The sequence below is a fragment of the Amycolatopsis iheyensis genome, assembly GCF_024703995.1.
Classification (GTDB): Bacteria; Actinomycetota; Actinomycetes; order Mycobacteriales; family Pseudonocardiaceae; genus Amycolatopsis; species Amycolatopsis iheyensis.
Window position 1 is genome coordinate 40,624 of the sequence record NZ_JAMXQV010000016.1, and the last position, 23,501, is coordinate 64,124.

The following is a 23,501-nucleotide window of genomic DNA, read 5'->3' on the forward strand; positions in this document are numbered from 1 at the left end:
CCCCCGCTCCCCGCCAATGTGGCGACCATCCTCGCCCCGTCAGGTAAGGCAACTACGTCATGTTCCAAGATCTGCAGAGCCAGTTTCTGGGCAGCACCATCGGCGGCCTGGTAGCCGGCTCCATCTACGCCCTCATCGCCCTCGGCTACACGATGGTCTACGGCGTGCTGAGGCTCATCAACTTCGCGCACTCCGAAATCTTCATGATCGGGACGATGACGTCCCTGTTCATCCTCATCGCGATCGCCGGCGGCACCGCCCCGATCACCGTGGGCGTGTTCGGGATGATCGGCATCCTCCTGCTCATCGCGGTCGCGTCGGCGCTCACGTCCGGCGGCTCGGCCATCGTGCTGGAGCAGCTGGCCTACCGGCCGCTGCGCAAGAAGGGCGCGACCCGGCTCGCCGCGCTGATCTCCGCGATCGGCGCCTCCCTGTTCCTGCAGGAGCTGTTCGGTCTCGCGATCATCCCGGCGCTGTCGGACAAGGCAGGCAAGGTCCAGCAGAACGCCCCGCGGTTCGTACCGCACGAGGAGCTGTTCCGGATCGGCAACGGCGTCGTGCGCACCGACCACGTCTTCGTCGTCATCGCCGCCGTCGTCGTGATGGTCGTGCTCGACCAGCTGGTCAGCCGCACCCGCATCGGCCGCGGCATCCGGGCGACCGCCCAGGACCCCGAAGCCGCCGTCCTCATGGGCGTCAGCATCGACCGCATCGTCCGGATCACGTTCCTGCTCGGCGGGGCGATGGCCGGCGTCGCCGCGGCGCTGTACGTCATGGAGTACGAGAACACCGACTACCGGGTCGGCTTCCTGCTCGGCATCAAGGCGTTCACCGCCGCCGTGCTCGGCGGGATCGGCAACCTGCGCGGCGCGCTGCTGGGCGGGATCGTGCTGGGCCTGGTCGAGAACTGGAGCTCCATCTTCCTCGGTTCCGAGTGGAAGGACGTCACCGCCTTCGTCGTCCTGGTCCTCGTGCTGATGCTCCGGCCCACCGGCATCCTCGGCGAATCCCTGCAACGGGCACGCGCATGAAAGGCGACGGAGTGGCTGACAACAACGAAACCCCGGCGCGCCGGGGTTTCCACCCCATCGACGGGATGCGCGACTGGTGGGCCGACGCGCCGCACTGGCAGCGTTACGGCGTCTACATCGCCCTGATCGTCCTGGTTCTGATCCTGCCCGCGCCGTGGATCGGCGCGTTCATGTCGCCGTACTCGGACTGGACGACCGTCCTGATCTTCCCGGTCGGCACCTACATCCTGCTCGCCGTCGGCCTCAACATCGTGGTCGGCCACGCGGGCATGCTCGACCTCGGGTACGTGGCGTTCTTCGCGATCGGCGCGTACACGTGGGCGTCGATCGGCACTTCGTACGGCTGGTCGTTCTGGCCGACGGTGGTGCTGGGCATCTTCCTGGCCTCGGTGTCGGGCGTCATCCTCGGCGCGCCGACGCTACGGCTACGCGGTGACTACCTGGCCATCGTGACGCTGGGCTTCGGTGAGATCGTCCGGATCACGGCGAACAACACCGACGGCATCGGCGGCGCGCGCGGCATCACGAACGTCCCGCACCCCGAGCCGCTGTTCGGCATGGAGTTCTTCCTCGACCCGGCGCCGTACTACTACCTGATGGTGTTCGCGATCGTGCTCGTCATCGTCTTCTCGGTGCGGCTCACCAAGAGCCGGGTCGGGCGGGCGTGGGCGGCGATCCGCGAGGACGAGGACGCGGCCGAGCTGATGGGCGTGCCGACGTTCAAGTTCAAGCTGCTGGCGTTCGCGATCGGCGCCATGATCGGCGGTTTCGCCGGCACGATCTACGCCAGCAAGGCCGTGTTCATCGAGCCGAACAACTTCCCGTTCATCCTGTCCGCGACCATCCTGGCCGCGGTCGTGCTGGGCGGGTCCGGCAACCTGCCGGGCGTCATCATCGGGGCGTTCGTGATCGCGTGGCTGCCGGAGCGGTTCCGGCAGTTCAACGACTACCGCGTCCTGGTCTTCGGCGCCGTCCTGGTGCTGATGATGGCGCTGCGGCCGGAGGGCCTCCTGCCGTCGCGGCAGCGCAAGGCCGAACTACGGGAAGGCACGGGCGGCATGGGCGCGCTGGGCGCGGAAGTGGCCGGCCCCGACTCCGAGGCTTCGGCGGAGGTGACCAAGTGAGCTTGCTCGAATTCGACAACGTGACCATGCGCTTCGGCGGTGTCACGGCGTTGCGCGAGGTCAACCTCAGCATCAACGAGGGCGAGATCTTCGCCCTGATCGGGCCGAACGGCGCGGGCAAGACCACGGTGTTCAACGTGATCACCGGCGTCTACCACCCGACCGAGGGCCAGGTCCGCTTCGACGGCGACCGCATCGACGGCATGAAGCGGTTCAAGGTCACCAAGCGCGGCATCGCCCGGACGTTCCAGAACATCCGGCTGTTCCACAACATGACGGCGCTGGAGAACGTCATGGTGGGCGTCGACGCGCACCACAAGACGGGCGCGATCGGCGCGACGCTCGGGCTGCCGTGGCACCGCAAGGAAGAGAAGCAGGGCCGCGAGCGGGCCCGGGAGCTGCTCGACTTCGTCGGCATCGGCCGGGTGGAGCACAACGTCGCGAAGAACCTCTCCTACGGCGACCAGCGCCGGCTGGAGATCGCGCGGGCGCTGGCCACGGACCCGAAGCTGCTGCTGCTGGACGAGCCGGCCGCGGGCATGAACCCGGCGGAGAAGAACGCCTTGCAGGCGCTGATCCGCAAGATCCGGGACGACGGCCGCACGGTGCTGCTCATCGAGCACGACATGGGCCTGGTCATGCACATCAGCGACCGGCTCGCGGTGCTCGACTTCGGGCAGAAGATCGCAGAAGGGCTGCCGCACGAGGTGCAGAACAACCAGAAGGTGATCGAGGCGTACCTGGGGGTGTCCGAAGATGCTTCTTGAGGTCGAGGACATCAACGTCCACTACGGCAAGATCGCGGCCCTGAAGGGCATGAGCATCCAGGTCGACGAGGGTGAGATCGTCTCCCTCATCGGCGCCAACGGCGCCGGCAAGACCACGACGCTCAAGACGATCTCCGGCCTGCGGCCGCTCACGAGCGGGCGAATCACGTTCAACGGCCAGGACATCTCGAAGACCCCGGGCCACAAGCGCGTGCTGCTCGGGATCGGCCAGTCACCGGAAGGCCGGGGCGTGTTCCCCGGCATGACGGTGCAGGAGAACCTCCTGATGGGTGCCTACACCCGCAAGGACAACCTGCAGGCCGACCTCGACGAGGTCTTCGAGCTGTTCCCCCGGCTCGCGGAGCGGAAGACCCAGTTCGGCGGCACGATGTCGGGCGGCGAGCAGCAGATGATCGCCATCGGCCGAGCGCTGATGACGAAGCCGAAGGTCCTGCTGCTCGACGAGCCGTCGATGGGCCTGGCGCCGATGCTGATCGCGCAGATCTTCGACATCATCCGCGAGATCAACAAGCGCGGCACGACGGTGCTGCTGGTGGAGCAGAACGCCCAGCAGGCGCTGAAGCTGTCGGATCGGGCGTATGTGCTCGAGACCGGGCGGGTGGTGCAGAGTGCGCGCGGTGCCGATCTGTTGAACGACCCGAAGGTTCGGGCCGCTTATCTCGGTGGCGACCTCGGGGTCTGAGATTGCTTTTGGAAAAGGGCCCGGCTTCGGCCGGGCCCTTTCTCATGCGGGCCGCATGCCGTGCGCGGAGAGTGTGCCCCCGGTGAGATTCGAACTCACACTGGACGGGTTTTGAATCCGTTGCCTCTGCCAGTTGGGCTACGGGGGCGTGGCTAGGCAACCCTACGGGATCACCCGCCCCCCGCGACGACCGGGGCCGGGGTGTCGTGAGGGCCACTACGTGGTGAACGCCATCTCGTCAACTGGATCGTTCCCGGTAGGCTTCAGGTTCGCGGGAAGCCGCGAGACCGAACGTCCCGCCGAGTCTTCAGGAGGACCCCGGTGACCGATCAGGCTACCGAGGCCAACGTGCCGCAGCGTCGGGTGCTCGTCGCCGAGGACGAGGCGCTCATCCGGCTGGACCTCGTCGAAATGCTGCGCGAAGAGGGCTATGAGGTGGTCGGTGAGGCCGGGGATGGCGAGCAGGCCATCGCGCTCGCCACCGATCTCAAGCCCGACCTCGTGATCCTCGACGTCAAGATGCCCAAGCTCGACGGCATCGAGGCCGCGGCCAGGATCACCAGCGACCGGATCGCGCCCGTTGTCATCCTCACCGCCTTCAGCCAGCGTGACCTCGTCGAACGGGCGCGGGACGCCGGCACCATGGCCTACCTCGTCAAGCCCTTCGCCAAACGGGACCTCGTGCCCGCCATCGAGCTCGCCGTCAGCCGGTTCGCCGAGCTGCAGGCCCTCGAGGCCGAGGTCGCCGGGCTCACCGACCGGCTCGAGACGCGCAAGGTCATCGACCGCGCCAAGGGGCTGCTCATGAGCCGCCAGGGGCTCACCGAGCCCGACGCCTTCCGCTGGATCCAGCGCACCGCCATGGACCGGCGAACCACGATGAAGGCCGTCGCCGAGGCGGTCGTCGAGAGCATCGGAAGCTAGCCGAAACAGACGGCCGGCGGGCAGAATCACCCTGGTGAGACTCCTGCCGGTCGTTCTCGTTCTGGTGCTCGTCAGCGGGTGCGAAGCCGCGCAACCGAGCCCGCCTGCCCCGACGACCTACGAGCTGCCGCCGCGGCAGGTGCGGCCCGACGAGACCGCCCTCAAGATCCCGCCCGCGAAGAACGGCGACACCGAGTTCACCTTGATCGGCCTCGCCGCCGGGCTGCCCAGCATCACCGGAAGCCACGCCGAGATGCTCCCCAAGGGCCAGTACGTGCGCCTGCGCCTGGTGGTCACCAACACCGGCACGTCCAGCGTCCTGTTCGACCCGAAGCGGCAGCTGCTGGTCGACGACCAGGGCGCCACCCACCCGCCGGACGAGCAGGCCATGCTGATCAAGCGCCAGCCCGCCCAGTTCGACCTCGGACACAGCGTCCGCGTCGAGTTCGACCTCTACTGGGACATCCCGAAGGACCGGAAACCGGTCGCGGTCAGGGCCTTCGGCGGGCCGACCATCACCGACATGAAGAACGTCAACGGCACCGACATCAAGCTATGAGCGAATGCCGCTGTTTCTGCGCGGGGATTTGTGCCGCGCCACGAGCCAAAGGCCCTACACCGCCGGCCGAATAGCATAGACGCGCCGGTGGCCGTGAGGATGTTTTGCTACCTGCGAGGCGTACTCTCTTGCCGGAAGGAGGCATTTCGTGCCTTGCTCGACGTCTGGTCGAACGAGAACTCAGCGAGGTCCCGCCAACCAGCTCAGCATCTCCCCCGCGCGCCTCTGGCTGTCCAAGGAGCTGCTTCAGCCCGTCGATCCCCCATCGACGTCCGCGCTGGTCAACGAGGTCGACCCGGTCGCGGTGAGCCAAGAGGAGTGGCGTCGGATGCGGCGCGAGCTCAACGGCCAGCGGCGCGAGCTCGCCGAGGCGGTCGCGTCGCTCTACCGGCCGAAAGCGCGCATCGGCAAGGCCCCGCTGATCGCCCAGCTTGAGTGGATGCTGCCGGCACCGATACGCCTGGAGGACATCAAGCTTGAGTGGTCGGACCACCGGGTCCCGATCACGGTCACCGGCACCGAACCCGAGGCGGACAAGGCGTTGCCGCTGCGCGCGCCTGGCCGCCGTTTCGATCGGTACACGTCGGCGATCAAGTACCTGGACCCGCCGTCGCTGTTCGAGAACCGTACGAGCTACCGACTGTTGGACGTCGACCTGACGCCGTCGAACGAGCGGATGACGCTCGGCCTGGCGACGTACTTCGACAAGCTCGACCTGTCCGAGGCCATCGCGCACGAGCTGGCCGCCGCACAGGCACCCAACCGGAAAATGCCACGCGCGGACTGGTCGGAACTGCCACTACGCGGCCTGATCGGCGACCCGTTCGACCTGGAGCGGCGGCCGGTCATGCCCGCGATCGAGACGCTGACGCTCCGCCGGCAGCGCGACACCGGCAAGGCGACGTTCCTCCTGCACTGGCGCGACCCGGCGAAGGTCGCGACGGCCGCCGGTATCTACGGCCTCATCCCGGCCGGCGAGTTCCAGCCGTCTTCGGTGGCAGCCTGGGACAAGGAGAACGACTTCGACCTGTGGCGCAGCATGGTCCGGGAGTACTCCGAGGAGGTTCTCGGCGAGCCAGAACGCGACGGCAGCCAGGGTGAGCCACTCGACTACGAGAACTGGTCGCTATACCGCAATCTCCAGGCCGCCCGCGAAACGGATCGCGTCACAGCGTACTGCTTCGGCGTGGGGCTGGACACACTCACCCTAACTGCCACCGTTTTAACGGTGGTTGTGATGGACGATGACGTCTTCGACAGTCTTTTCGGCGACGCCGTCGACGTAAACGCCGAGGGTGCCCTAGTCACCGCCTCAGAGTCGTCATCAGTATCCGAAGGCGTACCTTTCACAGAGGAGAGCGTGATTCGACTCCTAACCAAAGAGCCGATGGCCTCACCCGGCGCTTGCATACTTGATCGCGCATGGCGATTCCGCAATCATATCCTGAATTTTGAACAATGACTACGCGGCGGTTTTAAGGTGGAAGAAAAATGTCGTTCGATCGACTAGTTGGAATAATTGGCACAGCTCTGGGCGTTGTCAGCCTAGTAGTATCTTTTTTCCTTTCCCGCCGAGGCCGAGAAAGACCTGAAATTCGACACGCGCAAGACTTCGATGTGGTAATCAGTCCAGAAGATGCGCTGCTTAACCGCGGACTCGAAATGAAATTCAATGGCCGCCAGATAAGTACTGTTAGTCGCACGATATTTGCAATTTGGAATCATCGCGGCAGCACCCTCCTAGAAACCGATGTCGTTCCCGACGACAGGCTGCGCCTACAACTGGAAGATAGCGACATTGTCCTACGGGCCCGCCTAGTCGCATACAGTCGCCCCCAGATTAAAGCGGTTCTAACCACAGAGGCTCAACACAAGAACAATCAAGTAATCCTCGAATTTGATTTTCTCGACCCTGGCGACGGCTTCATAATTGAAGTGATCCACCCAGGCTCCAGCAAGCCCACCATAAAAGGAACAATGCGAGGGGCTCGCCTCGCATCAACCGGAGGGAACGTTGACCTAACGGCACGAAGCTTAGACTACATCGCCGAGAAGTCTCGGACCGCCCGACTAAAAAAATTGGATTTCCCGACAGGGAATTTCTTTTCTCGCCATAGGTGCAGCGCAGCTCACCTTCGTTCTAGGTGTAACCATTTACTATCTCATTGAGTATTTTAATTCGCCTAAGCGAGAACCGATAGCACCCGAAAACTACAACCTGAAGACCTTAGGCGGCCAGCTAGAGTTTGCAGCCGCCGTAAATAAGGTAAATAACTACATCGGACCCATACCAATTGCTTACGTCTTTTTGAGCGCGGGAATTCTCGTCGTCTCCGCCTTTACCTTTCGCCTACGCAGGAGATCTATTCGCATAATCCCAAAATCTATCGTGAAACATCGCCTCACCGACGCCTTGCCTCGCGAGAAAATCGCGCCCATATCAGACAAGGACGGTGACCAACAAGGACATGCGATGCCAAAAAAGAGCGCAGATTCACGTCAGCCCGAAAAGACGACTCCCCCAAAGCTGCAACCTTGGCAAGTCAATCCCAACCTCAAATTGAGTGTGGGCGACAGGGTCAAGCATGACAAGTATGGGTTCGGAACAGTTCGCAGTCTCGACGGCACGGGTCCACGACCAACGGCCACCATCGACTTCGGCGAAAAGGGGAAAGTCAGACTGATGTTGATTGGCAGCGTTCCGATGCGAAAAGTGGAGGAGACACCCCCCGCCGACCCCCCACTACAGAAATGACAGCCTATCACCCCAGGCCAATGACATTTTCTTGCATCCGTTCAAACCCGTCCAGTGTGAGTTCGAATCTCACCGGGGGCACAGGAAACTTCCAGGTCAGCGCCGCTCGACCGAATTCTCACCGGCTCCGCCGTCCAAGTCGGCCAGTTCCCAAGCCCGCTCCCGCGTTTCATCATTCATCGGGAAGAAGCACTCGATGCGCAACTCCTGCAGCGTGACGTCCTGTGGTGTGCCCAGCGTCGTCACCGTGGAAAAGTAGTCGAACCGGCGGCCCGACCGCTCGTACCGGATCGGCACGATCGGGAGGACCGGGGCCGCCGTGTTCAGCTCGCGTAGGTGTGGCGGCACGCCCGGGTAGTCCAGCACTTCGTCGAGGATCCGCTGGGCTCGCTCGTCGAGGACGCCGCCGATTGCCTCTCGTCGGACGCGGCGTACCAAAGCCTCCGCTACCTCCGGCCAGTTCGTCACGTGTGGCCGTGCGCCGTCCGGGTGGAACATGCGGCGAAGGACGTTCGCCGGTCCCGGGAGGTTCGCGCGCCCGGAACCGAGGAAAGCGAAGAACCTGCGGGCGGCGGTGTTCGTGTGTCGGATGTCCCAGCCGCGGTCCATCACCAGCGCCGGGAACGGTTCCTGCTGGGCCAGCATCGTCTCCAGGGCCTCCCGCACCGCGGCCAGGGCCGGTGCGTCCAATGCGGACTCCGGGTACTCCGGTGCGAAGCCGGCGCTGAGCAGCAACGTGTTGCGCTCGCGCAGGGGGACGTCCAGCACTTCCGCGAGCTTCAGGACCATGGCGCGGCTCGGGTTCGCCCGTCCCGTTTCGACGAAGCTCAGGTGGCGGACCGACACGGCGGCCTCGGTGGCCAGCGCCAGCTGGCTCAGCCTCCGGCTGCCGCGCCAGTGTTTCAGCAGGGGACCCACCTCAGGCACCCGTCGAGTATCCCGTCTTCCACTCGTGCGGTGCCACCAAGTCCTCCAGCGGCGGCCGGGCGAGGTTGGCCGTGTGGTTCGTCATCGCCGAGATCGCCACTCCGGTGATCACTTCGAAGACCTGCGCTTCGGTGAAGCCCGCCGCCTTGAACGCCGCCACCTCCCGGGCCTCGACGTGACCCCGCTTCTCGATCAACGACCGGGTGAACGTCGACAGCGCCGCCATCCGCCGGTTCGCGGGGACCTCACCCCGGCGGATCGCCTCGACCACCGCCGGCTCGACGCCGTCCTGCAGCGCTTCCAGCGTGTGGAACGCCACCGCCCACTCACTGCGGTTGGCGACGGCGTTGGACAGCAGCAGGACCTGCCGCTCGTCCGGGCCGAACGTGCCCCCGCCCCGGAAGTGGCCGAAGGCGGCGAAGAAGGTGTTGAGCAAGGCCGGCGAGTTGGCCATGAGGCCGGCCGCCGCGGGCACGAACCCGAAAGCGCTTTCGAGCGCCTCGAGCGGGCCCTTCGCGGCTTCGTCGGCGGTCTCCGCGGTGTGAAGCTGGTAAGTGGTCATGGTCGACGAGTTTGGCCGACCGGGTGCGGCGAACCAATTCCCTCGGAGGTAAACCTCGCCGTGACCAGGCCACCCAGCACGGCCAGGAGGGTCATGCGATCCGCTCGAGCCGGTGGCCCATGCGGTGCCGTTTCGCGGTGAGGTACGACCGGTTGTGCTCGTTGGGCTCGGTCTCCAGAGCCAGGCGTTCGGTGACGGGCACGCCGTTCTCGGTGAGCGCGCGGCACTTGTCGGGGTTGTTGGTCAGCAGCCGGACCGAGCCGATGCCGAGGTCGGCCAGGATGCGGGCGGCCGCGGTGTAGTCGCGGTCGTCGACCGGCAGGCCGAGCGCCAGGTTGGCTTCGAGCGTGTCCAGTCCTTCGCGCTGCTGGAGCTCGTAGGCCCGCAGCTTCGGCCCCAGCCCGATCCCCCGGCCTTCGTGGCCGCGCAGGTAGACGACGACCCCGCGCCCCTCGGCGGCGATCGCCTCCATCGCCGCGCGCAGCTGGCCGCCGCAGTCGCAGCGCAGCGAGCCGAGCAGGTCGCCGGTGAGGCACTCGCTGTGCACGCGGACCAGGACGTCGGTGGCGCCGGCGGGCGCGCCCATCGTCAGCGCCACGTGCTCGACGTCGCCGGTGCGGTAGGTGAGCGCCCGAAACGTGCCGAGGTCGGTCGGGATCGAGGCCTCGCCGGTCTTCTCCACCCCGGCGTCCAGCCACGCGACGAGCTCGGCGATGGAGATCATCGGGATGCCGTGGCGCGCGGCGAACCGCCGCAGCTCCGGGCCGCGCATCATCTGCCGCCGGTCGGGCGTCACGATCTCGCAGAGCAGCGCGGCTCCGCTCAGCCCGGCCAGGCGGCACAGCTCGACGCCGGCCTCGGTGTGCCCCGGCCGCTCCCGCACGCCGCCGGGCTTGGCCAGCAACGGCAGCACGTGCCCGGGACGCGCCAGGTCGGCCGGGTCGAGGTGCGGGTCGGCCAGGGCGCGGGCGGTCCGCGCGCGGTCCTGCGCGCTGATCCCGGTGGTCGTCCCGTGCCGGTAGTCGACGCTGACCAGGAACGCCGTGCGGTGGCTCTCGGTGTTGTCCGTGACCATCAGGTCGAGCCCCAGCGCGCCGGCGCGCTGCTCGTCGATGGACACGCACAGGAAGCCGGACGTGTGCTCGAGGAAGAACGCGACGTCGTCGGTGGTCGCGTGCTCCGCGGCCATGATCAGGTCGCCCTCGTTCTCCCGGTCCTCGTCGTCGACGACGAGGACCTTCCCGCCCGCGGCGAGGGTGGCGACGGCTTCGGCAATCTTCGGCGAAGGCATGGGCTGCTCCTGCGACGTTCTCGCGTTCACCTGATGAACGAATTGACCATTAAATGGTGCCAGGCGACCACGGGTGCGTCAAGGACCCAACTCGCGCCCCAGCAACGGTATTGATCAACAAAACCCGTCGAGACGGACCTGTTGACGTGACGGCGACCTCAGTCTTACAGTCCCAAACATCCACCAAGTGGTCACTGTGATCACTAGATGAACGCGAGGGGATGGGGCATGACGACGCAGATGAAGGTGTTCGCGTTCGACTTCACCGGTCCGGCCCACCTGTCCGCCGGGCTGTGGCGCCACCGGCGGGACCGCAGCGAGCAGTACACGAACCTCCGCGCCTGGGTGGAGTACGCCAAGATGCTCGAGGACGCCTGCTTCGACGGGATGTTCTTCGCCGACAACGACGGCTACCACGAGAAGTACCGCGGCAGCGTCGAAGGCGCGCTGCGGGACGCCGCCCAGCTCCCGGCCAACGACCCGGCCTACCTGGTTCCCGCGCTGGCCGCCGCGACCAAGCACCTCGGCTTCGGCATCACGACGTCGACCGCCTACACCCCGCCCTACGCCGTGGCCCGGAAGTTCGCCACGCTCGACCACCTCACCGACGGCCGCATCGGCTGGAACGTCGTGACGTCCTATTCGGACTCCGCCGCCCGCAACCTCGGCAACGGCACGCAGCTGGCGCACGACGCGCGGTACGAGCGGGCCGAGGAGTTCATCGACGTCACGCTGAAGCTCTGGGAAGGGTCGTGGGACGACGACGCGGTCGTCCGGGACACCGAAACGGGCACCTACGCCGACCCGGCGCGGGTCCACGAGGTCCAGCACCGGGGCGAGCACTTCACCGTCGACGGCATCTTCGTCTGCGAGCCCTCGACGCAGCGCACCCCGGTCATCTTCCAGGCCGGCGGCTCCCCCAAGGGCGTGGCCCTGGCCGCCAAGACCGCCGAAGCGGTCTTCATGAACTCGATGTCGAAGCCCGGCCTGAAGAAGCAGGTCGACACCCTGCGCGCGAAGGCCGCCGAGCTCGGCCGGGACCCGCACCACATCGCCGTGCTGCAGATGGTCACCGTCATCTCGGCCCCGACCGACGAGGAGGCCTGGCGCAAGTACCAGGAGTACGTCGGCCTGGTCTCCTACGACGGCGCGATGGCCCGTTACAGCGGCTGGACCGGGCTCGACATGGCGCAGTTCGACCCGGACCGTCCGCTGGAGGACGTCAAGACCAACGCCGGCCAGACCATGGTGGACGTCTTCACGAAGCTGGACCCCGGCAAGAAGTGGACGCCGCGGGACATCGCCCGCGAAATCGGGATCGGCGGTACCTCCCCGGTCATCGTCGGCAGCCCGAAGACCGTCGCCGACGAGCTCGTGTCCTGGATGGACGAAACCGGCATCGACGGCTTCAACATCGCGCACGCCGCCAAGTTCGCCGACCTCGAGGACTTCGCGCAGTACGTCGTCCCCGAACTGCAGGCCCGCGGTGTGATGCGGACTTCCTACGAAGGCACCACGTTGCGCGAGAACCTCTTCGGCGCCGGGCAGCAGCGCCTGGCCGCCGACCACCCGGGCACGGCGCACCGCCGCTCGCTCGTTTCCCAGGCCCAGTAGGGAGGACGCGCCGATGTCCGTCGTCGTCACCGCACCGAACCCGGTCATCCACCCGGTGGCCCAGCGCGAGATCTTCGGCGCGCTCCCCACCGGCGTCACGGCCATCACCGGCCGCACCTCCGGCGGCTCGCCGCGCGGGTTCGTGGTGGGCACGTTCCAGTCCCTGTCGCTGGACCCGCCGCTGGTCACCTTCTGCGTCGACAAGAGTTCCAGCACGTGGCCGACGCTGCGCTCGCTCGGCCGGTTCACCGCGAACATCCTGTCCACCGAACAGCTGCACGTCTGCCGCGCGCTGTCGCGCAAGGGCGACGAGAAGTTCCGGGGCATCGGCTACGAAGAAAGCCCGCTGGGCACCCCGCGCATTTCCGGGGCCACGGCGTGGATCGACTGCGAAGTCATCTCGGAAGTCGTGGCGGGCGACCACTTCGTCATCATCGGCTCGATCAAGGCGATCACCCCCGGCACCGGGGAAGCCCTCCTGTTCCGCGGCGGCCAGTTCGGTGAGTTCACCCCGGAAGGACGGTCATGACGACGATGCTCGACCGCGTCACCGACGCGTGGACCAAAGCGTGGGGCGACGGCGACACCGCGTCCTTCGAAGCCCTGGCCGGCGACGGCTACGTACGCCACTCGAAGTCCGGTGAGGAACACCTGCCGGACGTCCTGCGCCACATCGAGCAGCAGCACGCCGCCTTCAGCGGCTTCGGCATCCGGATCCTGTCCGCCATCGAGGACGGCAACCTCGTCGCGATCCATTGGGAGAGCACGGGAACCCACACCGGGGAGTTCATGGGCGTGCCGCCGACCGGCCGCACGGTCACCGTCTCCGGCGCCTCGTTCGTCCGCTATCGCGACGGGAAGATCACCAGCGAGTCCGTCGTCTGGGACCCGCGGGAACTGCTGTCCGCGGTCGGGATCTGGCACCTCGGCCACCACCACGTCTGAAAGGAACATCGTGGCGATCGACATCGGCGAGACCGCGGAACGGCTCATCGCCGCCCAGGACGCCCGCTCCCCCATCGACCAACTGCTCGACGAAGCGGACCACCCCACGAAGGCCGACGCCTTCCGCGTCGCACAGGAAGTCGTGCGGCGGCGGGTCGCGGCCGGGGACGCCGTCGCCGGGTTCAAGCTGGGCAACATCGCGAAGGCGATGCAGACCAAGTTCGGCGTGGACGAACCCGACTACGGCTACCTGCTGGCGAGCCAGTTCCGCCCGGAGAACCTGACGATCGACGAGAAGGAGTTCATCGAGCCGTTCGTCGAGGTCGAACCGGCGTTCGTGCTCAAGAAGAACGTCGGCGGCGCGCACGTCACGGCCGTCGACATCATCGCGGCCACCGACTTCGTCGTGCCCGCCCTGGAAATCATCGACTCCCGCGTCCGCGACTGGAACATCAGCATCTACGACACGCTCGCCGACGGCGGTTCCTGCGGGGCCGTGGTCGTCGGCGGCAGCCCGCGCAAGCTGTCGGAGGTCGACCTCGCCGACACACCCGGGGAGGTCCGCTTCGACGACGTCGTGAAGGCCACCGGCAACACGAACGCCGCCTACGGCAACCCCATCGGCGCGCTCGCCTGGCTGTGCCGCCGCGTTTCCGAGTACGACGTCGGGCTCCAGGCCGATCAGCTCATCCTGCCGGGCAGCATCCTGGCCGCGGAAAAGCTGGTCCCGGGGCACCGGATCACCGGCAGCTTCGCGGGATGGGGGGAGGTGAGCTTCGACTACGGGTCCGTAAAGTAGCTCTCCGTGAGGGCAGGCCGAGCCTGCCCCGGGAAGGAGCTGCAGGTGCCCCCGAACGAACCGGAAAACACCAGTTCGGTGCCCTCGAACCGGTCGGTCGTCCGGGCCGTCCGGATCCTGCGGGCCCTGGGCTCCGGCCCGGCGGCGATGACCGTCACGGAGGTCGCCCAGAAGATCGGCCTCCCCCGCGCCACCACGTTCCGGCTCCTCCTCACCCTGGAGGACGAAGGGTTCGTGGACCGCCAGGACACGCTCTACTCCCTCGGCTGGGACCTCGCCCGGCTCGCCGGCGGGATCGACCCCGCAGCCGGGATGGTCCCGCGGGTCTCCGGAGTCATCGACGAACTCGCCGAGGAAATCGGGGAAACCGTCACCCTGTCCGTCCGGCGTGGACGCTACGACCTGGACCTCGTCGCCCAGGCCAACCCGCGCCGGGTGGGCATGGCGATGTCCGACATGCACGGCATGAAGTGGCCGCTGCACGCGTCGGCCACCGGGAAGCTCCTGCTCGCCGAACTGCCCGACGGCGAGGTCGAGGCCGCGACGAGCGGGGACCTCGACAAGCTGACCAAGCGCACCATCACCGGCTACCCCGAACTCAAAACCGACCTGGCCCGGACGAGAGAACGCGGGTGGTCCCTCACCGACGAGGAACTCGAGGACGGCATCGTCTCCGTCGCCGTCCCGATCCGGGACACCGCCGGCAGCCTGCTGGCCGCCCTCACGTTCGTGGGCCCGGTCTACCGCATCGACAACGACAAACGCGCCGAACTGACCCACCGCCTCCTCGCCGGGGCGAACCGGGTCCAGCAGCACCTGAACACCACGCCCGCCGACGACTGACGCGGGGCGTCCGTGGTGTCCGGGTGGACACCACGAAAGGACACCCCGCATGCCCGAGACCCCGCTCGCCGCCGTCGACCCGCTGCTGAGCCGGACGCACACGGCCCACCGCGGCTGGGCCCGCACGCCGGGCCGGGCCCGGGCCGATGTCCTCACCGCCGTCGCCGACGCCCTCGAAGCGGCCGCGCCCGACCTCGTCCCGTTGGCCCAGGCCGAGACGAACCTGCCCGAGGGCCGCCTGCGCGGCGAGCTGAAGCGCACCGCGTTCCAGCTGCGCCTCTTCGCCGACCTCATCCGCGACGGTGCCCACCTCGACGCCCGCGTCGACCACGCCGATCCGGACTGGCCGATGGGTGCCCCGCGGCCGGACCTGCGCCGCTCACGGCGTCCGATCGGGCCCGTGCTGGTCTACGCGGCCAGCAACTTCCCCTTCGCGTTCTCCGTCGCCGGTGGCGACACCGCCTCGGCGCTGGCCGCGGGCAACGCCGTCGTCGTCAAGGCGCACCCGGGGCACCCGGGCCTGTCGGACGCCACCGCCGCCGTCGTCCAGTCGGCGCTCGGTGACCCCGCTCTGCTACACGTGATCCACGGCCGTGAGCCGGGCATCGCGGCGCTGAAGGACCCGCGGATCAAGGCCGCCGGGTTCACCGGTTCCATCACCGGCGGCCGCGCGCTGCTGGACATCGCGACCTCGCGGCCCGACCCGATCCCGTTCTACGGCGAGCTGGGCAGCAACAACCCGGTGTTCGTCACGCGGGCCGCCGCCGAGACGCGCGCGGACGAGATCGCCGCCGGGTTCGTCGCCTCCTTCACCCAGAACGCCGGCCAGTTCTGCACCAAGCCCGGCACCCTGCTCGTCCCGGCCGGTTCCGGGCTGGCCCGGTCGCTGGAGACGGCCACGCTCCCGGCCGGCGAGCCGATGCTGAACGAGGCCATCGCATCGGCGTTCCGCAAGACCCTCGAGGAGCGTGAGAGCCACAGCGCCGTCGAGGTGCTGGCCCGCGGCTCCGGGTCTCCGGCGCCGACGCTGCTGCGGACCCACATCAAGCAGCTGCTGGCCGACCCGGCTCCGCTCGAAGAGGAGTGCTTCGGGCCGACCGCCCTGGTCGTCGAGTACGACGACGAAGCGCAGCTGGTCGAGGCGGCCCGCACCTTCGCGGGCCAGCTCACCGCCACCCTGCAGGCCGAAGAGTCCTGCGAGGTCGCTGAGCTGGCCGACGAACTCGCCGAGCGCGCCGGGCGCGTCCTGTTCAACCAGTGGCCCACCGGCGTCTCGGTCACCTACGCCCAGCAGCACGGCGGCCCGTACCCCGCCACGACGGCCCCGGGCAGCACCTCGGTCGGCACGGCCGCCATCGAGCGCTTCCTGCGTCCGGTCGCCTACCAGAACTTCCCGCGGCACCTCCTGCCGGCCGAGCTGCGGGACGAGACCCGGTGAGCGTCGTGATCGAGGGCGTCGTCGAGCACGGGGACGCGCGCGGGCGCCTGCTGGGCTTCCCGACCGCGAACCTGCGCCTGCCGGGCGGTCCCGAGCACGACGGGGTGTGGGCGGCGCGCGTGCTCGTGCCCGAACTGGGCACCTGGCCGGCGACGGTCTCCGTCGGCACCCGCCCCACGTACTACGCCGCCGACGCGGTCCGCCTCGCCGAAGCCCACCTGTTGGACTTCGACGGCGACCTCTACGAACGCACCATCCGGGTGGAGCTGCTCCACCTGCTCCGCGAACAGGTCGCCTGCGCAACGTCGGCCGAGCTCGTGGAGCTGATCCGTGACGACGTGACCCGCACGCGGGCCCAGCTGGCCCCCAACTAGAAGGACCAGACGATGTCCGAATCTCAACGACGAGAGCAACCGACCCGGCGGATCCGCGAGGAGGACTGCGTAGTCGTCGACAAGCCGGCGCTGCTGCGGGCCCAGCTCGGCGCCGGGGTCGGCAACTTCATCGAGTGGTACGACGTCGGCGTCTACGGCTACCTCGCGGTCACCCTCACGAAGGTGTTCACCGCCGGCATGGACGAGCGGCTCGGCCTGCTCGCGACGCTGTTCGGGTTCGCCGTGTCCTTCCTGGTCCGGCCGATCGGCGGGATGATCCTCGGCCCGCTGGGCGACAAGATCGGCCGGCGCAAGGTCATGCTCTTCACGATCGCGCTGATGGCGGTCGCCACCACGCTCATCGGCGTCCTGCCGAGCGCGGCCGCGATCGGGCCGTGGGCGCTGGTCCTGCTCTACCTGCTGCGCATGGCCCAGGGCTTCTCGACCGGCGGCGAGTACTCGGGCGCGTTGACCTACGTCGCCGAGTTCTCCCCGGACAAGAGCCGCGGGTTCCACACCTCGATCCTCAACAGCGGCTCGCAGCTCGGCTTCGCCGCGGGCGCCGGGGTCGTCGCGGCGACGTCGGCCATCGTCACCGGCATCGGCGGTCCGTCCGCGATGGTGAACGGCGGCTGGCGGATCCCGTTCCTGCTGGCGCTGGTCTTCGGCGCGATCGCGATGCTGCTGCGCAGCCGGATCGAAGAGTCGCCGAGCTTCGTGGCCACCCGGGCCAAGGTCGAGCACTCCCAGGTCAACCCGATCTTCGTGCGGCACAACCTGCCCGGCATCCTCAAGCTCTACTGGCCCCAGATCCTCATCGGGCTCGCGCTGATCGGCGCGGACGGCGCGTCTTCGTACACGCTCACCAGCTACATGCCGACGTACCTCGAAACGGAGATCGGCAGCACGACCGTCCACACCGCGATCGCGACCGTCGGCGTCCTGATCCTGCAGGCGATCCTGCTGCCGGTCTTCGGGCGGATGTCGGACAAGCTCGGGCGGAAACCGGTCTTCCTCATGGCGGCCATCGGCAACCTGATCCTGCTGGTCCCCGCGTTCGCGCTGATGCACGTCGGCACGCTGTGGTCGTTGTACCTGGCACTGACGCTCATCATGATCCCCGGCACGCTGTTCCTCTGCATGAACGCGGCGATCATGGCCGAGCTGTACCCGACCGCGTCCCGGTACGGCGCCGTCGGCTTCACGCAGAACATCGCCGCGTCGCTGTTCGGCGGCACCGTGCCGCTGGTGTCCCAGCTGCTCGTGGAGCTGACCGGGAACAGTTACGCACCGGCGTACTACGTCATGTTCTTCTCGGTGCTCGCCCTCGTCGCGGCCCTCTGCATGCGGGAAACCGCCGCCCGGCCCCTGCTCGGGTCGGTCCCCGTCGTCTCGAGCGCCGAGGAGGCCCGGCTGCTGGTCCGCGACCAGGACACGAACAAGCGCCTGGACACCTCGACCATGATCCTCGCGCCCGTACCGGAAGGTCAGCGAACATGATCGAGGACTTCGTGCGGCGGGTGCGTTCCCGCGAAGCGGTGGTGGGCTACTGGCTGCTGGCCGACTCTCCGGTGATGGCCGAGCGGCTGGCCACGGGCGGGTACGACTACCTGTGCCTGGACCAGCAGCACGGGCTGATGGGCTACCACGGCATCCGCGACGGCCTGCTGGCGATCGACGCGGGCGGCGGCCTCGGCCCACGGCCCACCGTCGGGCTCGTCCGCACCGCCGCGAACGACCCGCGGTGCGTCGGCCAGGCCCTCGACGCGGGCGCGGCCGGCGTGATCGTCCCGATGATCGACGACGCCGAGGCCGCCCGGGCGGCCGTGCGGCACGCGAAGTACCCGCCGCAGGGCCGCCGTTCGTACGGGCCGATGCGGGCCGAGCTGCGGCGCGGCCCGGACCTCGCCGTCGTCAACGACACGACGCTGGTGGCCGTGATGATCGAGACCGCGTCCGGGCTGGAGCACGTCGAAGAGATCGCGGCTGTGCCTGGCGTCGACGCGCTGTACGTGGGCCCCTACGACCTCGCCCTCGCGATCGGCGACACCGAGGCCGCGCTGAAGCGGATCCTCCTTGCCGCACACGACAACGAAAAGCCCGTGGGCATCCACGCCGACGACGGTGCCATGGCCGCCGAGCGCCTGGCCCTCGGGTTCGACTTCGTCAGCATCGAGGGCGATCTGGTGCACCTCGAACAGGTCGCCCAGTCGCATTTGGACCGTGCCCACCGTCGAGAAAGGAACTCTCATGCCTCATGACACCGACGTCGTGATCGTCGGCGCGGGGCTGGCCGGTCTCACCACCGGCCGCGAGCTGACCGCCGCGGGCCTGAGCGTGACCGTGCTGGAAGCCCGCGACCGCATCGGCGGCCGCCTCTACACCGACGAGCGCCTCGGGCACCACCTCGAGCTCGGCGGGAACTGGCTGCACTGGGTGCAACCGCACGTCTGGTCGGAGGTGACCCGCTACGGCCTGCGTGTGGGCCGCGGCCCGAGGTCGGAGGAGACCTACTGGATCGCCGACGGCGAGCTCGTCCACGGCGACCTGCCCGGCTTCATGGCCGTCATCGACCGCGGCATGCGGGCGCTGGTCGGGCAGGCCGGGAAGCTGCTGCCGCGCCCGGACCAGGTCGCCGACCAGGACGCGTTCGCGAAGGCCGACCAGCTCACCCTGCAGGAGGCGTTGGACGCCTTGGACCTGTCCCCCGCCGAGCGCAGCGCCAACGAGGCGGCGTGGGTGGGGCACTGCAACGGACCGCTCGACCAGGTCGGCTACGCGGCCGCGCTGCGCTGGACCGCGGCGACGTCCGGCTCCTGGGAGGTGATGCACGAAGCCAGTTCGATCTACCGCCTCGAAGACGGCAACGCCGGCCTGGCCGCCGCGATCGCCGCCGACGTGGCGGGCGAGATCCGGCTGAACACGGTCGTCACCCGGGTCGAGCACGACGACACCGGCGTCACGGTGCACACCGCCGGCGGCGAGCGGGTGCGTGCCCGCCGCGCCGTGCTCACGCTGCCGCTGAACATCCTGCACGAACTGGACGTTCAGCCGCCGCTGTCGCCGGGCAAGCTCGACGCCAGCCGCGCCGGCACCGCGTCGCAGGGGCTCAAGCTGTGGATCCGGGTGAAGGGCCCGATCAAGCCGTTCTTCGCCTACTCCACCAAGGACCATCCGCTTTCGGTGGTGCGCACCGAGTTCGTGGGCGACGACGACGCCGTGCTCGTCTCGTTCGGCGCGGACGCGACCCGCCTGGACGCGAACAGCGTCGAGGACGTCCAGCGCGCGTTGCGGGTCTGGCGCGACGATCTGGAGGTCCTCGAAGTCGCCTCGCACGACTGGATCACCGACCCGTTCGCCCGGGAGACCTGGCAGATCCAGCGGCCGGGCGCGTACTCGGCGTCCCAGGCGGAGCTTCAGCGTCCGGAAGGGACGGTGCGCCTGGCGAGCAGCGACCTCGCCAACCTGTGGGCGGGCTTTTTCGACGGCGCCATCGAATCGGGCGTGCGCACGGCGCGGGAGATCGCGGCCGAGCTCACGGACGCAACCCGCGCAACGCGGTGTCCACCACCCGGTCCGCGTAGTCCGGGGTGAGCGGGCCGGTGTGCTGGAGCCAGCGGTTGAGCACCGGGCCGAACAGCAGGTCGACCGCGACGTCGAGGTCGAGGTCCGTGGCCAGTTCGCCGGCTTCCTGGGCGCTGCGCAGCCGGGCCTTCTTCAGCTCGCGCATCGGGCCGTCCAGGCGGCTCGCGTAGTCCGCGGCCAGTGCCGGGTCGTGCACGATCTCGGTGTGCAACGCGCGCATCGGCCGGTCGTAACGCGGATCGGTCAGCTCGGTGATCGTGGCGTGCAGGACCAGTTTCAGGTCGGCGGCCAGGTCGCCGGTGTCGGGCAGCGCCGCGGCCTCGCCTTCGCCCGCGAGCGTGAGGAAGGCGTCGAACAGCAGGGAACCCTTCGACGGCCACCAGCGGTAGATCGTCTGCTTGCCGACGCCGGCCGCGTGGGCGATGCCCTCGATGCTGAGCTTGGCGTACCCCAGCTTCCCGGCGAGGTCCAAAGCCGCGGCGAGGATGGCGCGTCGCGCGGTCTCGCTGCGACGGCTGGGGTCGGGTGAGCCGGACACGCGGTCAACTTAGCACCCACAAGACGAGACGGACCGTCTTGACGGCGCCGACGGCCTGGTGCACACTTGCCGCAGCGACGAGACGGTACGGTCCGTCTCACAGAAGGAGACACGATGGAATCCGGACGCGTCTGGTTCGTCACCGGGGCCAGCCGGGGCCTCGGCCGCGCCTTCACCGAGGCCGCGCTCGCCGCCGGCGACCGGGTGGCCGGCGTGGCGCGCGACGTCGAGCCCCTGGCGGAGTCCGCCGCCCGGCACGGGGATCGCCTGCTGGCGTTCGGCTCCGACGTCACCGACCGGGCCGCGGTCTTCGCCGCCGTCGACCGCGCGGCCGACCACTTCGGCCGACTCGACGTCGTGGTCAACAACGCCGGAGCGCTCTACGCCGGGATGGTCGAGGAGTTCGGCGAGGAGCAAGCCCGCGCGCAGTTCGACCTCAACTTCTTCGGCGCGCTTTGGGTGAGTCAAGCGGCCGTGCCGCACCTGCGAGCCCAGGGCAGCGGGCACATCCTGCAGATTTCGAGCATCGGCGCACTCGGCGGCTTCCCGAGCACGGGCCTCTACAGCGCGAGCAAGTTCGCGCTGGAAGGCATGAGCGAGGCACTGGCCGCCGAGGTCGCGGAGTTCGGCGTCAAGGTGACGATCGTCCAGCCCGGCGGCTACTGGACCGACCTCTACACCAGCAGCACGGCGACGACGCCGGAACCTCGCTACGACGGGCTGCGGGAGGAACTGGCGAAGCAGTGGGCGGAGGGCTCGATCGACAGCGAGCCCCGGCTGGCCGCCGAAGCGGTGCTGAAGCTGGTCGCGAGCGACAACCCGCCACTGCGCCTGCTCCTCGGCAGCATGGTTTACGACCTCGCGTTCGACCTGTCCCGGCAACGCATGGACACCTGGGCCGGCTGGGAGGAAGTGAGCCGGGCGGCGGAGCACGCGGTGCCGGCGCCGACCACTTAGGCGACAGCCGGCGACGGCATCCGGCGCAATCGCCCGAGCTGCCGGCCACTTGGGTGACCCACCGCGGCCGGCGAGGGGCATCCGGGCGCCCCGACCACCTAGCCGGCCCACCGCGGCAGCGCGCGGGCCACCTCGTCCGGCGAGGGCATCCGGGCAATCTCCGCCGCGATCGCCCGGGCCGCCTCTCGCGGTGCCGGACCGCGCCGCAGCTCCCGGACACCGTCGGCGATCGCGGTGGCGCTCACCTCGCCGGGCCCGAGACACTGTGCGGCACCTGCAGCCACCAGGGCTTTCGCGTTGGCGAACTGGTCCGCACCCTGCGGCAGGACCAGCTGCGGAACGCCGGCCGAGAGCGCGCCCAGCGTCGTGCCGCTGCCGCCGTGGTGCACCACCAAGTCCGCCTCGGGCAGGATGTCCACTTGGGACACCCACGCCCGGGCCGTGACGTTCGGCGGCACCGCGCCCAGCTCCTCCGGGCGCACCCGGCCCGTCGCGACGACCACCTGCGCGTCCAGCGCCGCCAAGCCCTCGATGGCCGTTTTCAGCAGCTCCGGGGTGCCGAACGCCGTGCCCAGCGTCAGGTACACCAGCGGCCGCGACGTGCGCAACGCGGGCGACGCCGGTTCCGAGAACGGCACCGGACGCAGCGGGATCCGCTCGACCGCAGCGAGGAAGTCCTTGTCCTGCAACGAAGGCGGGCAGATGTCGAGGTGCGGGACACCCACCCCGGGCCGTTCCAGGCCGATCCCCTCGGGGAACATCCGGCCGAAGCCGTGCCAGAGCCCCGGGATCCCGGCCTGCCGGGCCGCGATCGCCGCCCCGGGCACACCCCACCCGTGCACCACCAAGTCGGGCCGCAGCCGGCCCAGTTCCGGGGCCAGATCTTCCGCGTAGATCTCGTAGAAGGAGTCCGCCGGGCGGAACGGCCGCAGCCCGTTCGCGTGCAGGGGTGCGTGGACGTGCTCCCCCGCCGCGAAGTGCACCTCGTGCCCGGCCGCCCGGGCCGCGACCGCCAGCGGGATCAGCGGGTAGGTGTGCCCCACCGACGCGAGGCCCGCGAAAAGTACCCTCATGCCCGACCCCATTCAGATGTTGGCGACATCCGAATGTTAGCAACATCAGGAGCGCAGCTCCGGCGGCACATACGCGAAGGTCTGGCCGTACCAGAGGGGGTGCGAGCAGGCCTAAGGCGCCATTCCCCGCCACAGCAGGTCCGCGAGGCTCGCCGCGTCGCCGCGCCAGTCGCCCTTCGGGTCCAGCATCAGCAGGCCGGCCAGGCCGCGCAGGCAGACCAGCGGGTCGAGGTCGGGACGCACCGTCCCCGCCGCGACGTTCGCCTCGATGATCCGCCGCACCGCGCCGACCATCGCCTCGTACGCGCTCGCCGGGAGCTCGCCGCGGGAGGCCGTCGCCCGGCGGAGTGCGTCCGCCAGCCCCAGTTTCGTCATCATGTAGTGCGCCAGGTGGTCGGTCACCCAGATCCGGAACGCCTGGTCCGGCGCGTGCTTGTCCAGCAGCACCGGCACGATGTCCACGATGTGCCGCACTTCGCGCTCGTACACCGCGAGGATCAGCGACTCCGGCGTCGGGAAGTGCCGGTACACCGTGCCGACGCCGACTTCGGCCTGCTTCGCGATCGCGTTGAACGAGACCTCGCCCGTGCACGCCAGCGACTTCGCGGCCGCCACCAGGATGCGCTCGTGGTTGCGCCGGGTGTCCGCGCGCCGGGGGCTGACCGAGCCCGTCGTCATCGTCCCTCCCGTCC

At 68.7% G+C, this 23,501-nt stretch carries 24 protein-coding genes, 1 tRNA gene and 1 pseudogene; 19 read left to right on the top strand and 7 right to left on the bottom strand.

Annotated elements, in window-relative coordinates; all coding sequences use genetic code 11:
• Positions 1-59: 59 nt before the first annotated feature.
• The 4 genes from M8542_RS28085 to M8542_RS28100 are packed head-to-tail and all read left to right on the top strand — an operon-like array spanning position 60 to position 3,625.
• Positions 60-1,031, top strand: a complete 972-nt coding sequence (locus M8542_RS28085; protein WP_257923262.1) for a branched-chain amino acid ABC transporter permease — start codon at positions 60-62, stop codon at positions 1,029-1,031.
• On the top strand, positions 1,028-2,155 hold the full coding sequence (locus M8542_RS28090) for a branched-chain amino acid ABC transporter permease (protein ID WP_308210295.1): 1,128 nt from the start codon (positions 1,028-1,030) through the stop codon (positions 2,153-2,155). The genes M8542_RS28085 and M8542_RS28090 overlap by 4 nt, the downstream gene beginning before the upstream one ends.
• 26 nt (positions 2,156-2,181) lie before the next feature.
• Positions 2,182-2,922 carry an ABC transporter ATP-binding protein gene (locus M8542_RS28095; protein WP_276587207.1) on the top strand — a complete coding sequence of 247 codons (741 nt, stop codon included), beginning with the start codon at positions 2,182-2,184 and terminating at the stop codon, positions 2,920-2,922.
• Positions 2,912-3,625: an ABC transporter ATP-binding protein gene (locus M8542_RS28100; RefSeq protein ID WP_257923265.1), complete on the top strand. Its 714-nt coding sequence runs from the start codon at positions 2,912-2,914 to the stop codon at positions 3,623-3,625. Before M8542_RS28095 ends, M8542_RS28100 begins: the two co-directional genes overlap by 11 nt.
• A 74-nt stretch (positions 3,626-3,699) precedes the next feature.
• On the opposite strand, the gene M8542_RS28105 is transcribed toward M8542_RS28100, so the two are convergent.
• Positions 3,700-3,773: transfer RNA gene (locus tag M8542_RS28105), tRNA-Leu, on the bottom strand.
• Positions 3,774-3,946: 173 nt separating this feature from the next.
• Here M8542_RS28105 and M8542_RS28110 point away from each other — a divergent pair.
• From M8542_RS28110 to M8542_RS28125, 4 genes and pseudogenes are all read left to right on the top strand, one after another.
• A complete protein-coding gene (locus M8542_RS28110; RefSeq protein WP_257923266.1) occupies positions 3,947-4,549 on the top strand; it encodes an ANTAR domain-containing response regulator in 603 nt (200 codons plus the stop codon).
• A gap of 31 nt (positions 4,550-4,580) precedes the next feature.
• Positions 4,581-5,108 carry a DUF4352 domain-containing protein gene (locus M8542_RS28115; RefSeq protein WP_257923464.1) on the top strand — a complete coding sequence of 176 codons (528 nt, stop codon included), beginning with the start codon at positions 4,581-4,583 and terminating at the stop codon, positions 5,106-5,108.
• A 328-nt stretch (positions 5,109-5,436) separates the two neighbouring features.
• Positions 5,437-6,570, top strand: a complete 1,134-nt coding sequence (locus tag M8542_RS28120; RefSeq protein ID WP_257923267.1) for an XRE family transcriptional regulator — start codon at positions 5,437-5,439, stop codon at positions 6,568-6,570.
• A gap of 1,089 nt (positions 6,571-7,659) precedes the next feature.
• Positions 7,660-7,863: pseudogene (locus tag M8542_RS28125) on the top strand (hypothetical protein); the annotation flags it as partial.
• 96 nt (positions 7,864-7,959) lie between these two features.
• Here the strand turns inward: M8542_RS28125 and M8542_RS28130 are convergent.
• From M8542_RS28130 to ribA, 3 genes are all read right to left on the bottom strand, one after another.
• Complete coding sequence (locus M8542_RS28130) at positions 7,960-8,790, bottom strand: helix-turn-helix domain-containing protein (protein WP_257923268.1); 831 nt, start codon at positions 8,788-8,790, stop codon at positions 7,960-7,962.
• Positions 8,783-9,352 carry a carboxymuconolactone decarboxylase family protein gene (locus tag M8542_RS28135; RefSeq protein ID WP_257923269.1) on the bottom strand — a complete coding sequence of 190 codons (570 nt, stop codon included), beginning with the start codon at positions 9,350-9,352 and terminating at the stop codon, positions 8,783-8,785. Before M8542_RS28135 ends, M8542_RS28130 begins: the two co-directional genes overlap by 8 nt.
• Before the next feature lie 91 nt (positions 9,353-9,443).
• A complete protein-coding gene (gene ribA / locus M8542_RS28140; protein ID WP_257923270.1) occupies positions 9,444-10,643 on the bottom strand; it encodes a GTP cyclohydrolase II in 1,200 nt (399 codons plus the stop codon).
• Positions 10,644-10,871: 228 nt separating this feature from the next.
• Between ribA and M8542_RS28145 the strand changes: the two genes are divergently transcribed.
• The 10 genes from M8542_RS28145 to M8542_RS28190 are packed head-to-tail and all read left to right on the top strand — an operon-like array spanning position 10,872 to position 20,250.
• Positions 10,872-12,257 carry an LLM class flavin-dependent oxidoreductase gene (locus M8542_RS28145; protein ID WP_257923271.1) on the top strand — a complete coding sequence of 462 codons (1,386 nt, stop codon included), beginning with the start codon at positions 10,872-10,874 and terminating at the stop codon, positions 12,255-12,257.
• 13 nt (positions 12,258-12,270) lie between these two features.
• Entirely contained in the window at positions 12,271-12,786 is a 516-nt protein-coding gene (locus M8542_RS28150) for a flavin reductase family protein (RefSeq protein ID WP_257923272.1), read from the top strand.
• The gene (locus M8542_RS28155; RefSeq protein WP_257923273.1) at positions 12,783-13,202 is read left to right on the top strand and encodes an ester cyclase; all 420 of its coding nucleotides are present in this window, start codon (positions 12,783-12,785) and stop codon (positions 13,200-13,202) included. The genes M8542_RS28150 and M8542_RS28155 overlap by 4 nt, the downstream gene beginning before the upstream one ends.
• Positions 13,203-13,212: 10 nt before the next feature.
• Positions 13,213-14,001 (top strand): 2-keto-4-pentenoate hydratase, encoded by a 789-nt coding sequence (locus M8542_RS28160; RefSeq protein ID WP_257923274.1) that lies wholly within the window; start codon positions 13,213-13,215, stop codon positions 13,999-14,001.
• A gap of 45 nt (positions 14,002-14,046) precedes the next feature.
• Positions 14,047-14,844 carry an IclR family transcriptional regulator gene (locus M8542_RS28165; RefSeq protein WP_257923275.1) on the top strand — a complete coding sequence of 266 codons (798 nt, stop codon included), beginning with the start codon at positions 14,047-14,049 and terminating at the stop codon, positions 14,842-14,844.
• Positions 14,845-14,893: 49 nt separating this feature from the next.
• A complete protein-coding gene (locus M8542_RS28170; protein ID WP_257923276.1) occupies positions 14,894-16,282 on the top strand; it encodes an aldehyde dehydrogenase (NADP(+)) in 1,389 nt (462 codons plus the stop codon).
• Positions 16,279-16,656 carry a riboflavin kinase gene (locus M8542_RS28175; protein ID WP_257923277.1) on the top strand — a complete coding sequence of 126 codons (378 nt, stop codon included), beginning with the start codon at positions 16,279-16,281 and terminating at the stop codon, positions 16,654-16,656. The genes M8542_RS28170 and M8542_RS28175 overlap by 4 nt, the downstream gene beginning before the upstream one ends.
• 12 nt (positions 16,657-16,668) lie before the next feature.
• A complete protein-coding gene (locus M8542_RS28180; protein WP_257923278.1) occupies positions 16,669-18,156 on the top strand; it encodes an MFS transporter in 1,488 nt (495 codons plus the stop codon).
• Entirely contained in the window at positions 18,153-18,917 is a 765-nt protein-coding gene (locus tag M8542_RS28185; RefSeq protein WP_257923279.1) for an HpcH/HpaI aldolase family protein, read from the top strand. Before M8542_RS28180 ends, M8542_RS28185 begins: the two co-directional genes overlap by 4 nt.
• The gene (locus M8542_RS28190; protein WP_257923280.1) at positions 18,907-20,250 is read left to right on the top strand and encodes a flavin monoamine oxidase family protein; all 1,344 of its coding nucleotides are present in this window, start codon (positions 18,907-18,909) and stop codon (positions 20,248-20,250) included. Before M8542_RS28185 ends, M8542_RS28190 begins: the two co-directional genes overlap by 11 nt.
• Here the strand turns inward: M8542_RS28190 and M8542_RS28195 are convergent.
• Positions 20,192-20,779: a TetR/AcrR family transcriptional regulator gene (locus M8542_RS28195; protein ID WP_257923281.1), complete on the bottom strand. Its 588-nt coding sequence runs from the start codon at positions 20,777-20,779 to the stop codon at positions 20,192-20,194. The genes M8542_RS28190 and M8542_RS28195 overlap by 59 nt on opposite strands.
• 114 nt (positions 20,780-20,893) lie before the next feature.
• On the opposite strand from M8542_RS28195, the gene M8542_RS28200 reads away from it, so the two are divergent.
• Entirely contained in the window at positions 20,894-21,736 is an 843-nt protein-coding gene (locus M8542_RS28200) for an SDR family oxidoreductase (protein WP_257923282.1), read from the top strand.
• Between the two features lie 98 nt (positions 21,737-21,834).
• Here M8542_RS28200 and M8542_RS28205 read toward each other — a convergent pair whose 3' ends face one another.
• Both M8542_RS28205 and M8542_RS28210 read right to left on the bottom strand, forming a co-directional pair.
• The gene (locus M8542_RS28205; RefSeq protein WP_257923283.1) at positions 21,835-22,809 is read right to left on the bottom strand and encodes a glycosyltransferase; all 975 of its coding nucleotides are present in this window, start codon (positions 22,807-22,809) and stop codon (positions 21,835-21,837) included.
• Positions 22,810-22,920: 111 nt separating this feature from the next.
• A complete protein-coding gene (locus tag M8542_RS28210) occupies positions 22,921-23,487 on the bottom strand; it encodes a TetR/AcrR family transcriptional regulator (protein WP_257923284.1) in 567 nt (188 codons plus the stop codon).
• Positions 23,488-23,501: the final 14 nt, after the last annotated feature.